The following is a 13,823-nucleotide window of genomic DNA, read 5'->3' as shown; positions in this document are numbered from 1 at the left end:
TTAACGAACGCAGGCTTCGGTTAAGCCTCGCGAATTATGGTCTGTGTTTACATTTCCTGATAGGCGGTGCCTCGCTTTTGTCGCTATTAAAGACAAAAGAACAAGACAGATAAAATTCTAGAGAAACACGTAAGGAGAGTATCGTGACCTCGAAGAAGTCGGAACAGCAGCAGGCAGCCAAGCCGGATCTCGCGACCAACTACCGCCCGCTCGGCCTCAAGGCCGTGGCTGCGGCCTCGATGATGGCAAAGCCGGCGCCGGTCAAGAAACTCGCCTAAGCGAGTGCGAAGAAGCGCACGAGCAGGCTGATTGACAGCAGGCTCATGACGATGCCGGATACGGACATCCAGAACCCGCCATGCGGCGGGTCTGGCAAAAATGGGCTGAAAGAGACGCGCCTCTTGGCCAAAACCGGCTGGCAGAGATCACCGGGTTTTCCATTCAACAGGATGGTGGGTTCGGGTTTCAAAAGAAGCTGAGCTGGCCGTCGTCAGATGTCTTTTTCTGCGGCTGCTTCGGCACCTTTTCGAGCGGCACTGGATCCTGCAGATCCGGCCCCATATTGGCGACCTTGTTGACCTTGTCGGAGACCGGGATCGCCTCGAAGAAATCCTCCTGGACCGGCTGCATCAGGTCGGCGACCTCACGCGGCTCCTGCGTCTTGCAGTCCAGCCAGCGGGAAAAATCCTCCGGCTTGATGACGACGGGCATGCGGTCGTGGATCGAAGAGATCGCGCTGTTGGCCTTGGTCGTCAGGATGGCGCCGGTATCGACCTCAGACCCATCGGCCGAGGACCATGTCTCCATGAGGCCGGCAAAGGCGATAACGCCGCCGCGGCGCGGCCGGATCCAATAGGCCTGTGCCTTCTCGCCGCTTTCCTTTGAGGGTCGATGCCATTCATAGAAGCCGGAGGCCGGAATGAGGATGCGGCGATGGCGCATGGCGGCGCGGAAGGAGGCTTTGCCGATTGCGGTTTCCGAGCGCGCATTGATCAGCAGCGGAAATTCCTTGGGATCCTTGACCCAGYCCGGCGTGAAGCCCCAACGCACCAGAAGCGCCCGGCGATCCGGCAGGTTGCTGCCCGGTTCCTGCCCTTCGCCCGCAATGACGACGAGGATCGGCTGCGTCGGCGCAATATTGTAACGCGCCGGAAAGCCTTCCAGCTCGGCGAGACTGAAAGCTTCGGCGATATCCTTGACCACTTCTGTCAGGGCAAAACGTCCGCACATGGGGATGTCTTTGCATCGTGCCCGACATCGGTCAAGGCGGTTTGCCCTCAAGCAATTCCAAATGGGGGGCGCTGCACATCTTTTGCGGAATTGTTCTAACTGCGCGGTGCAAAGAGGATGATCGCCGTCCCGACGAGGCAGACCATCGCGCCGCCGATGTCCCAGCGATCGGGAACGCGGTTTTCCGCCAGCCATAGCCACAGCAGTGAGGCGACGATGTAAATGCCGCCATAGGCCGCGAAGGTGCGCCCGGCCGCCTCGCTCGGCACCAGCGTCAGCAGCCAGGCAAAGAGCGCCAGCGACGCCATGCCGGGCGCCAGCCACCAGACGGGCTTTGCCAGCCGCAGCCAGGCCCAGAAGGCGAAGCAGCCGGCGATTTCGAAGAGGGCGGCAAGGGCATAGATCAGGTAGGTCACGGGCATCTCGCAGGAATCGTGGAACCATATTCCATGCAATGCCGACAGTTGCGCAAGGTGAGCCGCCCGTGGGATAAGGCGCCATCACAGCAAAGCGTGCGAAGCAATGACCTCCCAAGCCAAACCCGCCTCTTCCGCCATCCTTGAACGTGATGGCCGGTTCCTTCTCGTGCTCAGGCGAAACCCGCCTTCGGCCGATATGTATGCCTTTCCCGGTGGACGAGGCGAACCCGGCGAGACGCCCGAGGAAACGGCACTGCGCGAATTCCTCGAGGAGACCGGCATTCAGGCACGAAATCCGCGCCTGTTCTCCACCTATGACCTGAAGACGCATGCACCCGATGGCAGCATCAGCAGCCATTTCTTCCTCTCCGTCTTCCGCGTCGAGGCGGACCGCCACCTGGTGGCTGAAGCCGCCGACGATGCGGCAGCGATCGGATGGTACAGCGTGGAAGAGATCCGGCGCATGCCGGTGCCACAGAGCGTGCTCGAATGCGCGGAGCGGTTGGCCGCCGGTGAATGAGGCCCTCGCTAGAATAGAAGTGGAACTAGAATAGAAGTGGAAATTGCCGCATCCGCCTTGTTCCTGTCATGCTCCCTGTATCAACTGGGAGCATGATTCCCGTTCGACGCGTTGTTTTGTCATCTCTCGTCTTTGGCGGCCTCGTCGGGGCCGGTCCCACAATGGCGCAAGGTGGGGCGCAGGGCGGCAAGAATGCGCCTCCGCCGGTGGAGGAGATAGTGCCGCAGGTTGCGACCGTACCCTATGACGACAAGCTGGCGCGGCTGGCGGAGGTTCTGGGCTCGGTGCATTATCTGCGTACGCTCTGCAAGGCGCCGGGGGCGGACGAATGGCGGGCCGACATGCAGCAACTACTTGATTCCGAAACGAATGGGGAGCCGCAGCGCAAGGAAAAACTGACCGCAGCCTTCAATCGCGGATACCGAGCATTCGCCTCTGTTTACACGGATTGCACGCAGGCGGCCATCGTGGCAGAAGAGCGCTACCGTAACGAAGGTGCAACACTTGCCACAGAAATTACTTCGCGCTTTGGAAATTAACGTTTAATTAACCTGATTTCGCATGCGGCCGTGTCGTTTTGGGAAAAGGCTGTTAGTGTTGTTAACGTAGCGGTAAGACATGAGAAGTTCTGAGGAAAAGATAATGGAACCAAGCCTCAACGACATCGACGACATGATCGTCCACGAAAAGATGCAGGCGGCTCTGGAATACCAGAACGAGGCTTGGGCTGACGGCATGGCCGATGGTATCGAGCCTGAAATCATTGCCGATGCTGCGATTGCTCATGCGTTGCGCGAGACGATCAGACTGCATGGAGAAAACAGTGCCGAGGCCTTGCTGGACTCGTTGCGCGACCGCATGCTGGCAGGTGAGTTTTCCACCAACAGGACCCTGCAATAGGGGCAATACAGAGAGTCTCATGCGTACCGGTAAAGATATTTCCTCGCGAATTTCGCTCGCGCCGGTCCTGCTTGCCATCGGCCTCGCCGCAGGCAGCATGCTGTCCGCTTCTTCCGCCTACGCGCTTTCCGAACTTCAGAAGATCCCGGGCCAGGCCGATGCGCCTGCCACGGCGCAGCAGAGCCCACAGCAGCCGGCTCCACCGCAGAACGGTTCGTCAGGCATTCCCCAGCCAGATCCGCTCGTCAACAAAGAGAGCGGCCAGAGCGTCGACAAGACGCCAGGCGCATCCGACGATTCCAAACCCGTCGAAGTGATCTACGACATCAGCAAGGCGCCGGAACCGGTGCGCAAGATGCGCGAACAGATCGTCGAGGCGGCCGCCTCAGGCGATCTCGAACGCCTGCGCCCGCTGATGGGGACCGGTGCCGATCAGACCCAGGTGACGGTCGGCGAACCCACGGATGATCCAATCGGCACGTTGAAGGATCTCTCCGGCGATCCTGATGGCGACGAGATCCTCGCGATCATGCTCGACGTTATCTCGACTGGTTTCGTGCATGTCGGTCAGGGCACGCCCGAGGAAATGTATGTCTGGCCCTATTTTGCTGAAAAAGACTTGAAATCGCTGACACCGCCGGAACGCGTGGAACTCCTGCGCATCGTCACGGCAGGCGATCTCTCCGACATGCAGGAATTCGGCGGCTATAATTTCTATCGCGTCGGCATTGCGCCGGATGGCAAATGGAAGTTTTTCACAGCCGGCGACTGACGCTGGAGCGCCGTGCGTCCATTCGGACGCACTAACTCCTTGAATCTACGCATCAGGCTTTTTGAAAATCGATTCCGATTTTCGGGCCGATACTGTAGAGCGCTTGCACCATCCGCTTCAAAGACTTACCTCTGAGCGATCACCAACGCGACAGGTTTCGCCATGCCAGCCGTATTCCTGAAAGACCGCTCGCTCATTGCCGTCGGCGGCGTGGAAGCAGAATCCTTCCTGCAGAATCTGATCACCACAGACATCGTCTCGCTCGGTGCGGACGAGGCGCGGCCGGGCGCATTGCTGACGCCGCAGGGCAAGATCTTGTTCGACTTCGTCATCTGGCGCGAGGGTGATGACTTCATCATCGAAACGGATGCGACCCAACGAGAAGCCCTGCTGAAGCGGCTGACCATGTATCGCCTGCGCGCGCCGGTGACGCTGACGCCAGGTGCCGAAGATGGTGTTACCGTTTCCTGGGGCGAGGATGCCGAAAAAGGCGTCAAGGACAGTCGCTTTGCCAAGGCTGATGTTACCGTTCTGCGTCGTGCCGGTCATCATGGCAGCGATGATGCGGCGCTCTACGATGCGTTGCGCATCGAGAATGGCATCGTCACGTCAGGACCTGATTATGCGCTTCAGGACGCTTTTCCGCATGATGTGCTGATGGATTTCAACGGCGGCCTCTCCTTCAAGAAGGGCTGCTATGTCGGCCAGGAAGTAGTGTCCCGCATGCAGCATCGCGGCACGGCACGACGCCGTGTCGTGACCGTTTCGGCCGGGACTGCGCTGCCTGCAAGCGGCACCGAAATAACCGCCAATGGCAAGCCGGTCGGCATGCTCGGCTCCGTCGAGGGGTCGAGCGGATTGGCGATCGTGCGCATAGACCGCGCAGGCGAAGCCATGGCATCCGGCACGCCGCTGCTTGCCGGCGATGTTTCCGTGACGCTCAGCCTGCCCGCCTGGTCCGGGCTCAGCTTCCCGACTTCCTCAGACGAGGCCAGCGCGTGACGACTGCGAAGGCTCCACGTGCCTGGCAACGCATGCTGTCCGGCCGGCGGCTCGATCTGCTCGATCCCTCACCGCTCGACGTCGAATTGAGCGATATCGCCCACGGACTTGCACGCGTYGCCCGCTGGAACGGCCAGACGTCGGGTGACCATGCCTTTTCCGTTGCGCAGCACTGCCTTGTCGTCGAATCCATCTTCCGGCATTTCAATGAGGCCACACCCGGCGATTGCCTGATGGCGCTGCTGCATGACGCGCCCGAATATGTGATCGGCGACATGATCTCCCCCTTCAAGGCCGTCGTCGGCGGCGGATACAAGACCGTCGAGAAGCGACTGGAAGCGGCCGTGCATCTGCGTTTCGGCCTGCCGCCGCACCCCTCCCGCGAGCTCAAGGACAAGATCAAGAAGGCCGATACGATCGCCGCCTATTTCGAGGCAACTGTCCTTGCCGGCTTCACGCCTGCGGAGGCGCAAAAATTCTTCGGTCAGCCGCGTGGTATCACCCGGGACATGCTCTCGATCGATCCCGTCCCGGCGCTCGAAGCGCAGCGGCTCTTCTGCGAGCGTTTCGCTGAGATCGAGGCGGAGCGGGGCATCGCGTCGTGACCGTGATCGTGGTTTCCCCACTGGCGCGCATCGCCGAAATGGCCGTGCGGCACAAGGCGCGCGAGATGATCAGCCTGATGGCAAAGGAGCAGGCCTTTCACCGGCCAGGTGTCATCAAGGCCGACCGGCATCTGCTGCTCAACATGAACGATATTGCCTTCAAGGGCACGGGCGATCTGGTGGCGCCCGACGAAAAGCATGTGCGGGCGATCATCGATTTTGCCGCCGGCTGGCAGCAGGAAGCACCGCTGCTCGTCCATTGCTGGATGGGCGTGTCGCGCTCGCCTGCCGCGGCGCTGATAGCGGCTCTCTCGCTCGCGCCCGAGCAGGAGGATATGGCGCTTACCCGGCGGCTGCGAACCGCCTCGCCCTATGCGACGCCGAATGCCCGGATCGTCGAAATCGGCGATGCGCTGCTTGACCGGCGCGGCCGGCTCGTCGATGCCGTGAGAGCCATCGGCCGCGGTGCAGACGCCGACGGCAACGCGCCCTTCGTGCTGACCGTCAGGGGCGATTCAAACGGTTGACGCTCCTCACCCCTGCTCCATCTAGCCCCCGACGAGGCATTCGAGGAGTACGTGATGGAACAGCAGGCCACCGACCTTATCATTGCAACCCGCTCAGCGCTCGATCAGGCGAGCGCGCTTGCCGTACAATATTCCTTTTCCATCCTCGGGGCGATCATCCTGCTCATCGTTGGCTGGGTGACGGCGAGCCTCATCAGCCGCTGGGCCTATGAGGGCATCTCGCGCGTACGCGGCATCGACGAGACGCTCGCCCGTTTCTTCACCAATGTGGTGCGCTATGCGCTGCTGGTGCTGGTCTTCGTCACCGTTCTCGGGCAGTTCGGCGTGCAGACGGCATCGATTATCGCCACACTCGGCGCCGCCGGCCTTGCCGTCGGTCTGGCGCTGCAGGGCACGTTGCAGAATATCGCTGCCGGCATCATGCTGCTCGTGCTGCGCCCGTTCCGCGTCGGGGAATATATTGAGACGAGCAGCGTCTCGGGAACGGTTCTTGAGATCGGCCTGTTTGCCACCGAGCTTAGAACCGAAGACGGTCTCTACCGGTTGGCACCCAATTCAACGCTCTGGAACACGCCGATCACCAATTACAGCCGCCAGCCGACGCGGCAGAACGAAGTGAAGATCAACATTACGCATCAGAACGATCTCGATCTCGCCATGGAGACGCTGATGAAGCTAGCAACCGCCGACAAGCGCGTACTCAAGACGCCGGCGCCGAGTGTCTTCATTGATAGTCTCAGCGACAGTGCGGTCAGCGTGACGTTGCGCTACTGGGCATCGACCGGCGACTGGTGGAGCCTCAGTCGCGACATGATCAAGCGCGTCAAGCTTGCCTTTGACAAAAGGGGCGAGGTTGGCGACGCTCCGGCGGAGGTTTCGAACGCTCCCGTTCCCGAACCGGCACGCGAGGAAGCGCAGGTCAGGGTTTCGGCCCGCAAGAGGACGCCGAAGACGTCCGCGCAAACGCAGCCATAACCTATTTGATCACGCCGCAGGCGATCCTGTCGCCGGCGCCGCCCGAAGGCTGGGTTCGATAATCATCGGAATCGGCATGCACCATCAGCGCGCGGCCACGCACACCATCCTCCTTGCCGTCGAGCGAGATCATGGTGTCGAAGACCTGTGCGCGCAGGATGCCGTCCTGACCGACATATTGGTTCGGCATATCGCCGGCATGCGGTCCCTTGGCGGCCAGGAAACCATGCTCGGCCTTGGTCGGATTGAAATGACCGCCGGCCGATTCGTGATGGGTCGCGGCATCGCAGCGGCCGGTCTCATGAATATGAAAGGCGACCCATTTATTGACGGGCAGGCCGGAGATTTCCGCCTCGATGAAGACACCACCATTGGCCGCAGCGGTGAGTGTGGCGCGGCCGGCCTCCTTGCCGTCAGGGCCGATAAAATTTGCCGTCGCCGTCTGCTTGTCCTGGGCAAAGCCTTGGGACGCCGCCGCAAGCAGCCCGAGGGCAGCGATGGTGCATATGATTTTCATCAGGTTTCCTTCCGTTTCGGGGACTGTGTCCCAACGCCTCACGAGGGAAGGTGTTCCTGCCTGCATAAAAGGCAAGAAAAAGCCGGCCACGAGGCCGGCTCGACTTCTGCAGTCTACGACTAAGGCTCAGGCGGCGATACCGAGATCGAACTCGCCGTAGGTATTGCGATAGATCTGCATCGCCTGGTCATCAGCATCAGGAGCAACCTGCTGCAGCGCATAGGGAACGGCCGTGCCGGTTGCCGAGCCGTTGTCGCTGTATTCCATCATGAGCGCGACGAGGCTGCTCGGATATTTCGGCTGCGTATTATCGCCATCATCATCTTCGAGAAACTCTCTGATGATGCCGGGCTTCTCATCTGCCGCACGTTCCGTGCGGCTCAAGACGCCGTCACCATTGGCATCAAGCCGCGAGAGCGTTGCCAAATATGCATAAGAGATGTCTGGAACTGATGAAATAACAGTCATACAAACCTCCGTTCACCGCTTCTTCCGGTGAGAGTCTGTACGCAATACGCGGGTGGGAAATATCAAGGACTGGATTGTTGACTAAACTGATTTGCGGCTTCGGTCAATAAGCTGTTAACACTCGATTAACCATAGTTGACAAAGTGTAACGACCCATTTCCGCGGCACTTTCCAATTGCCTCAAAAAGCCAGGTTTCCTCGGTATTTCAGTAGTTTGCGAGATACACGCAAATTGCCGGCTAGCTATAATGGCCGGGAGTTGCAACCGATTATTAATCGGCCCGGTAGAAGATGCCGCCTGCGAGTTGCCGGAAATGGCCACCTGCTGCTTACAAAAAATGATTCTTGCATCCATTTTAGAGAGGTCTTTTTCATGCCCGGCTCGATATGGCACCTTTGCCAGTCGAAGACGCCTTCGCCTTTTGCCATGCTTCCATCGCAATCGTCCCGCGAGGGGACTCGTGCGCATGAAAGCTGAGACGCTTTTCTGGCAACAGTGCACGCAGGCCGTCGATGAGGACGGATCGATCGATGCAGAGCATCTGATGGAGCTCGTCATCGCGACCTATCGCAGCCATGAAAGCGAATATGATGAAATCGAGCGCAGCGCCGGGACGCTGCTCATCGAAAACCGCGAACTGCAGAAAACGATCAGTTCCACCACGCAGGCCCTTGCGGAACAGCGCAAGCTCTTCGAAATTGTCCTGAACAACCTGCCGCTCGGCCTCAGCGTGTTCGATGCGGACCAGCGGCTGACCCTTTCCAACCTGCGCTTCCGCCAGCTCTTCGGCTTTAGCGACGGCGATGTCACGCCCGGCACCACGATTGCCGACCTGATGCACAAGACGCGTGGCACCGAGCAGGCCGGTGCCAGGACACGCAGCAGGAAGGAAGGCCAGGGAGCTTCCTCGAAGGCAGGACGCATCCGTCGGCGCGAATGGCTGATGGATGACGGCCGCATCATCCAGAGCGTCGTTACCATCCTTGCCGACGGCAGCAATATCGCCATCCATGCCGACATTACCGAAGACCGCAAGGCCGCCGAGCGCATTACCTATCTCGCCCATCACGATCCGCTGACCGGTCTGCCGAACCGCATTCGCTTCCGCGAGCAGCTCGATGCGGCCCTTGCCGAGCGCAAGGAAGACGAGCAGATCGCGCTCGTGCATCTCAATCTCGACCGGTTCAAGTCGATCAACAATACGATGGGTGTTTCTGCTGGCGACAAGATCCTGCAGCAGGTCGCAGAGCGCATCCGCGCCTCGGCCGGCTCGGAAAACATTCTTGCCCGTCTCGGCTCGGACGAATTCGCGATCCTGCAGACGCACCGCCAGCAGCCGTGGAACATCACAGCACTTGCCGACCAGATCCGCCGTGAGCTCAGCGAACCCTTCTTCCGCAGCGACAAGCAGGTGGAACTCAGTGTTTCCATGGGCATTTCGATTGCCCCTGACGATGCTGTCGAGACCGACAAGCTGCTGCGCAATGCGGCGATGGCACTCTCCCACGCCAAGGCGGACGGGCGCCGGCATGAACGCTTCTTCACCGTCGAGATGGACGAGAAGATGCAGGCCCGTCACGCGCTGGAGGCCGACCTGCGGGCTGCCGTGCACAACGAGGAATTCGAACTTCACTACCAGCCGCTCTACGACCTGACGCAGCATCGCATCTGCGGCTTCGAGGCGCTGATCCGCTGGAATCATCCAGTGCGCGGCCGGGTCTCGCCGATGGATTTCATTCCGCTTGCCGAAGAGGTCGGCCTCGTGGTCGATATCGGCCGCTGGGTTTTACGCCGCGCCTGCAACGATGCAGCGCAATGGCCCGAGGATATCAAGATTGCCGTCAATGTCTCGGCTATCCAGTTCAGCAGCAGCGACCTGCCGAAGGATGTCGGCGAGGCGCTTGCTGCCGCGGAACTTTCTCCTTCGCGTCTCGAACTGGAGATCACCGAAAGCGTGCTGATGGAAAATCGTGATGAGGTAATGCCGATCCTGCATGCGCTCAGGGAACGCGGCATCCGCATCTCCATGGACGATTTCGGGACGGGCTATTCGTCGCTGAGCTACCTCTCGAGCTTCCCGTTCGACAAGATCAAGATCGACAAGTCCTTCGTGAACGACATCGCCGAGAACAGGGAAGCACATGCGATCATGCGTGCGATCATCCTGCTTGGCGATGCGCTTGGCATGCGCGTGACCGTGGAGGGCGTGGAAACCGCAGAGCAGATGGCGCTGCTCGAACGCGAAGCGTGTGACGAGATCCAGGGCTATTATATCAGCGCCCCAAAACCGTTTGGCGATGCGACCCGCATGCTGTCCATGCCGCCAAAGGCGAATGGCATTACGCCGTTCGCCAAATTCCGGCGCTGATCTCGGCACGTTGCGACTCGCCGGCCAAGCCGTTATCGACGGTATACGAACCCTTTGAAAACCGGTGACGACGATGTTCAAGGCCGAAGCCTTCTCTCCCCACGAGTCTCTGGCTGTGGAGCTCATTCCACATGCGACCGAGGGTGACGACGGGTCCCACGACCTCGCCCATATCCTGCGTGTCTTCCGTAATGCCATGCGCCTCCACGCCGCAGAAGGCGGCAAGGGCCACGTGCTGGCCGCTGCCGTTCTGCTGCATGATTGCGTCGCCGTCGAGAAGAATTCGCCGCTGCGCGCCCAGGCATCGGCACTCGCCGCAGAAAAAGCGTCGCGGATATTGAAAGAGCTTGGATGGGGCGATGAGGATATCGCTGATGTCGCCCATGCGGTGACCGCGCACAGCTTCTCGGCGAACGTGCCGCCGGAAACGCTGGAGGCGAAAATCCTGCAGGATGCCGACCGGCTGGATGCCATCGGCATGGTCGGCGCGGCGCGCTGTTTCTATATTGCAGGTCGGCTCGGATCGGGCCTCTACGATCCTTTCGATCCGGCTTCCGAGGACCGGCCGCTCGATGACAAGCGTTATGCGATTGACCATTTCCAGACGAAGCTGTTCAAACTGGCGGATGGTTTCCAGACCCGGACCGGCCGCGAACTGGCCGCAGCCCGCGACAGGAGCCTGCGCGACTTCCTCGCGGCATTTATGGATGAAATCTAGGAGCCTATGATGCGTGTCAGCGATCTCTTCATCTACCCGCTCAAGAGCGCCCGCGGCATCGCCCTGCCCTTTACCGAGATCGATGCCTATGGCCTGCCCGGCGACCGGCGCGCCATGGTGACGGACGCGGACGGACATTTCATTACGCAGCGCGAGCTCCCGACCCTTGCCCGCATCGACGTACGGCCCGAGGCCGGCGCCTTCCGGTTGATGATGCAGGGCGAGCCTGACATCGCCGTACCGCCGCCGCATCCGGACCGGCGGCTCGATGTCACGGTCTGGAAATCGGTCGTCAGCGCTGCCGTTGCCGACGATGACAGCAATGCCAGACTTTCGGAATGGCTCGGCCGCGCGGTGAAACTCGTCTTCTTCGACGGTGCTGCCAAACGAACGGCCAATGCCGAATGGGCAGGCGAAAACACACCGGTCACCTTTACCGACGGCTACCAGATCCTGGTGACGACGACGGGATCGCTGACGGCGCTGAACGCCGATCTCTCGGCCCATGCCGAAGGCGGCATCGGCATGGAGCGCTTCCGGCCGAATATCGTCATAGACACGGACGAGGCCTGGGCCGAGGACCGCTGGGCTGCGATCGAGATCGCGGGCATCCGCTTCGACCTCGTCAAGCCCTGCGCCCGCTGCATCATGACGACACAGGACCAGTTGACGGGTTCACGCGAGGTGGCGAACCCCATGCCCGCCATGGGCCGCATCCGCATGTCGGGAGACCGGCGCGTGCCTGGTCCGCTTTTCGGCTGGAACGTGACCCCGCGCGGTACCGGCAGGGTCGCGATCGGCGACGAGGTGAAGATCATCGATGCGCGGCCGGAAGGCTGGACCTTCAAGGTTCGTGCCCGAGCCTGAACCCGGTCTCAGACACCGGCAAGTGCCGCGTCGATCTCCGCCATCACATCGGCCGGCAATGGACCCTTTTCCAGTGCGCCGGCATTTTCCTCGACCTGGGCCACGGTCCGGAAACCGGGAATGGGCAGGGTGCGCAGCGAGCGCGCCCAGAGCCAGGCGAGCGCGCCCTGCGTCAGCGTGCGTCCCTCAGATGTGAGCAGACTGCGCACGGCGTCGAGCCTTGCGGCGAATTCGGGCGCGATACGCCCATCCTTGAAATAGATCATCCATTCGAGTGCTGCGCCGCGCACGTCCTTGGCGCCCACGGCCTTGTCCGGCGTGAACTTGCCTGTCAGCAGGCCCATGGCCAGCGGACCGCGATTGATGGAGATGAGGCCGTTCTTCTCGACGACATCGATCATCTGGGGCACGGGCTCGAAGACGTTCATCGTATGCTGGATCGAGACGAAGCCGGGGCGGCGGGCATGGCGGGCAGCGCGATCGGGGAAATCCGTGCTCCAGCCGAATGCATCGATCTTGCCCTCCGTCCGCAGGGCCTGCAGCGTATCGAAGACCTCGTCGGACTGATCCAGCGGAAAATCATTGATGTGGAATTGCAGGAGGTCGAGGCGCTCCCGTGTCAGCCGGCGGAGCGACGTCTCGACGGACTGGCGGATGAAGGCCGGATCGGCAAAGGCACCGGTCGCCTGCTTCGTCTCCGGATTGGTGGCAAAGCCGAACTTGGTGGCGATGACGATGTCGGCGCGATTGCCGATCGCCTGTCCCAGAACCTCTTCCGAATGGCCGGCGCCGTAATTCGAGGCCGTATCGAAAAAGCGAATGCCAAGGTCGATCGCGCGGTTGATCGCGGCGATGGATTCATTGTCGTCCACCTCGCCCCAGCCGAGCGGCGTATCGCCCGCGAAGAACGGACCGCCGATCGCCCAGCAGCCCATGCCGAGGCGGGGAACCTCCTGCCCGTTCCAGAGCGTGATGGTGGTCGATGTATCGGGCCTGGTCAGCATGGCTTCCTCCTTGAGCGCTTAGACTTTCCGTTGCCGGAGAGATAGGGATGCGGCGCGTGGGGGTAAACCGCCAAAACTGAAGACCGTTTTGCAGGGATGAAAAGCCGTTCAGGCAGAAAGTTCATCCGGCCGTAGAAGCGTCCGCGCAGCCGGATTCAGCGCTTTGAGTGCCGCTTGAACGAAACCTTCACGCGCTGCCGAAGCCTCCAGACCACGCGGTTCATAGACATGGCGATGCAGAAAGAATCCAGTCAGACGGAATGCTGCCGTGAGGCTTTCGAAATCGGCCGCATGGTTTTCCTGCACACTCAGGAATGCCGGCAAAACCAGCATCTTGTCGGCCCAAGGCTCTCCGGCACCACGGCTCACGGCACGGCCGGATTTCGGCGAGACATAGGCGAGATCGGCGCGGGTCCCTGTCGCCGCACATTCGGTAAGATCGAGCCCGAAGCCGAGGTCGTTCAGCACCGCAAGCTCGAAACGTACGAAAAGCTCACCGGCATCGGTGGGATTGTGGAGATGATCGAGGATGACTTCCAAAGCCTCGAAGAGATGCGGATGCGGATCGCGCTCCGGCAGCAGGCGCAGAAGGGCGCCCATGGCCTGCACGCCGTAAACGGCGGTCGCCGTCTCCATCAGCCGTGCGGCGCGCAGCTTTACCGGTTCGAGGCGGAATTCACCGAGATGTTCATCCAGCCGGGCACGCCAGGTGACTTCCACCTCATTGCCGGGCTGCAGCACCGGCTGCATGGTGCGCGAACGGCCGGAGCGAACGAGACCGAGATGACGGCCGCGCTCACGTGTCATCACCTCGGCGATGACACTCGTCTCGCCGTGGCGCTTGACGCCAAGAATGATCGCCTGGTCCTGCCATTGCATCGGAAAACCGTCCTTCAGCCTGCCGATCCATTTTAAACCACGGCTCGAACT

General features: G+C 61.0%; 18 protein-coding genes and 1 pseudogene. 12 read left to right on the top strand and 7 right to left on the bottom strand.

The annotated features are described in order from the left end of the window. The first annotated feature begins 143 nt into the window (after positions 1–143). Positions 144–278, top strand: coding sequence for a hypothetical protein (locus AC1DTN_RS17690; RefSeq protein WP_018115574.1), 135 nt, complete (start codon positions 144–146; stop codon positions 276–278). On the opposite strand, the pseudogene AC1DTN_RS17685 reads toward AC1DTN_RS17690, so the two are convergent. From AC1DTN_RS17685 to AC1DTN_RS17675, 3 genes and pseudogenes are all read right to left on the bottom strand, one after another. Continuing rightward, positions 275–407: pseudogene (locus tag AC1DTN_RS17685) on the bottom strand (amino acid transporter); the annotation flags it as partial. The gene AC1DTN_RS17690 and the pseudogene AC1DTN_RS17685 sit on opposite strands and share 4 nt — an antisense overlap. Before the next feature lie 58 nt (positions 408–465). Next, complete coding sequence (locus AC1DTN_RS17680) at positions 466–1,230, bottom strand: SOS response-associated peptidase (protein ID WP_477921906.1); 765 nt, start codon at positions 1,228–1,230, stop codon at positions 466–468. Between the two features lie 95 nt (positions 1,231–1,325). Continuing rightward, entirely contained in the window at positions 1,326–1,646 is a 321-nt protein-coding gene (locus tag AC1DTN_RS17675) for a YnfA family protein (RefSeq protein ID WP_439014501.1), read from the bottom strand. 106 nt (positions 1,647–1,752) lie between these two features. Here AC1DTN_RS17675 and AC1DTN_RS17670 point away from each other — a divergent pair, with 106 nt between their 5' ends. The 8 genes from AC1DTN_RS17670 to AC1DTN_RS17635 all read left to right on the top strand — a co-directional run bounded on the left by AC1DTN_RS17670 (position 1,753) and on the right by AC1DTN_RS17635 (position 6,950). Next, the gene (locus AC1DTN_RS17670) at positions 1,753–2,169 is read left to right on the top strand and encodes an NUDIX hydrolase (protein ID WP_037095812.1); all 417 of its coding nucleotides are present in this window, start codon (positions 1,753–1,755) and stop codon (positions 2,167–2,169) included. Positions 2,170–2,237: 68 nt separating this feature from the next. Further along, positions 2,238–2,708, top strand: a complete 471-nt coding sequence (locus AC1DTN_RS17665) for a TIGR02301 family protein (RefSeq protein WP_439014500.1) — start codon at positions 2,238–2,240, stop codon at positions 2,706–2,708. Between the two features lie 103 nt (positions 2,709–2,811). Next, positions 2,812–3,069, top strand: a complete 258-nt coding sequence (locus tag AC1DTN_RS17660; RefSeq protein WP_007820178.1) for a hypothetical protein — start codon at positions 2,812–2,814, stop codon at positions 3,067–3,069. Positions 3,070–3,088: 19 nt separating this feature from the next. Further along, on the top strand, positions 3,089–3,841 hold the full coding sequence (locus tag AC1DTN_RS17655) for a hypothetical protein (RefSeq protein WP_439014499.1): 753 nt from the start codon (positions 3,089–3,091) through the stop codon (positions 3,839–3,841). A gap of 162 nt (positions 3,842–4,003) precedes the next feature. After that, entirely contained in the window at positions 4,004–4,843 is an 840-nt protein-coding gene (gene ygfZ, locus AC1DTN_RS17650; protein WP_439014498.1) for a CAF17-like 4Fe-4S cluster assembly/insertion protein YgfZ, read from the top strand. Further along, positions 4,840–5,448: an HD domain-containing protein gene (locus tag AC1DTN_RS17645; protein WP_113324903.1), complete on the top strand. Its 609-nt coding sequence runs from the start codon at positions 4,840–4,842 to the stop codon at positions 5,446–5,448. Before ygfZ ends, AC1DTN_RS17645 begins: the two co-directional genes overlap by 4 nt. After that, on the top strand, positions 5,445–5,975 hold the full coding sequence (locus tag AC1DTN_RS17640) for a tyrosine phosphatase family protein (protein WP_439014497.1): 531 nt from the start codon (positions 5,445–5,447) through the stop codon (positions 5,973–5,975). Before AC1DTN_RS17645 ends, AC1DTN_RS17640 begins: the two co-directional genes overlap by 4 nt. 54 nt (positions 5,976–6,029) lie before the next feature. Continuing rightward, on the top strand, positions 6,030–6,950 hold the full coding sequence (locus AC1DTN_RS17635) for a mechanosensitive ion channel family protein (protein WP_477921904.1): 921 nt from the start codon (positions 6,030–6,032) through the stop codon (positions 6,948–6,950). A 1-nt stretch (position 6,951) separates the two neighbouring features. Here the strand turns inward: AC1DTN_RS17635 and AC1DTN_RS17630 are convergent, their stop codons facing one another. Both AC1DTN_RS17630 and AC1DTN_RS17625 read right to left on the bottom strand, forming a co-directional pair. Continuing rightward, the gene (locus AC1DTN_RS17630; RefSeq protein WP_310382817.1) at positions 6,952–7,467 is read right to left on the bottom strand and encodes a superoxide dismutase family protein; all 516 of its coding nucleotides are present in this window, start codon (positions 7,465–7,467) and stop codon (positions 6,952–6,954) included. A 126-nt stretch (positions 7,468–7,593) separates the two neighbouring features. Further along, complete coding sequence (locus tag AC1DTN_RS17625) at positions 7,594–7,935, bottom strand: hypothetical protein (RefSeq protein WP_439014495.1); 342 nt, start codon at positions 7,933–7,935, stop codon at positions 7,594–7,596. 467 nt (positions 7,936–8,402) lie between these two features. On the opposite strand from AC1DTN_RS17625, the gene AC1DTN_RS17620 reads away from it, so the two are divergent. From AC1DTN_RS17620 to AC1DTN_RS17610, 3 genes are all read left to right on the top strand, one after another. Next, on the top strand, positions 8,403–10,304 hold the full coding sequence (locus AC1DTN_RS17620) for a putative bifunctional diguanylate cyclase/phosphodiesterase (RefSeq protein WP_439014494.1): 1,902 nt from the start codon (positions 8,403–8,405) through the stop codon (positions 10,302–10,304). A gap of 73 nt (positions 10,305–10,377) precedes the next feature. Beyond that, the gene (locus AC1DTN_RS17615; RefSeq protein WP_113324897.1) at positions 10,378–11,022 is read left to right on the top strand and encodes an HD domain-containing protein; all 645 of its coding nucleotides are present in this window, start codon (positions 10,378–10,380) and stop codon (positions 11,020–11,022) included. 9 nt (positions 11,023–11,031) lie between these two features. After that, positions 11,032–11,889, top strand: a complete 858-nt coding sequence (locus AC1DTN_RS17610; RefSeq protein ID WP_439014493.1) for an MOSC domain-containing protein — start codon at positions 11,032–11,034, stop codon at positions 11,887–11,889. A gap of 8 nt (positions 11,890–11,897) precedes the next feature. On the opposite strand, the gene AC1DTN_RS17605 is transcribed toward AC1DTN_RS17610, so the two are convergent. Then, positions 11,898–12,893 (bottom strand): aldo/keto reductase, encoded by a 996-nt coding sequence (locus tag AC1DTN_RS17605; protein WP_439014492.1) that lies wholly within the window; start codon positions 12,891–12,893, stop codon positions 11,898–11,900. A 108-nt stretch (positions 12,894–13,001) separates the two neighbouring features. Next, entirely contained in the window at positions 13,002–13,772 is a 771-nt protein-coding gene (recO, locus tag AC1DTN_RS17600) for a DNA repair protein RecO (protein WP_439014491.1), read from the bottom strand. Between the last annotated feature and the right edge of the window lie 51 nt (positions 13,773–13,823).

This window comes from Rhizobium sp. 01T444, from assembly GCF_056398305.1.
This window is presented reverse-complemented; position numbering and strand designations above follow the sequence as displayed.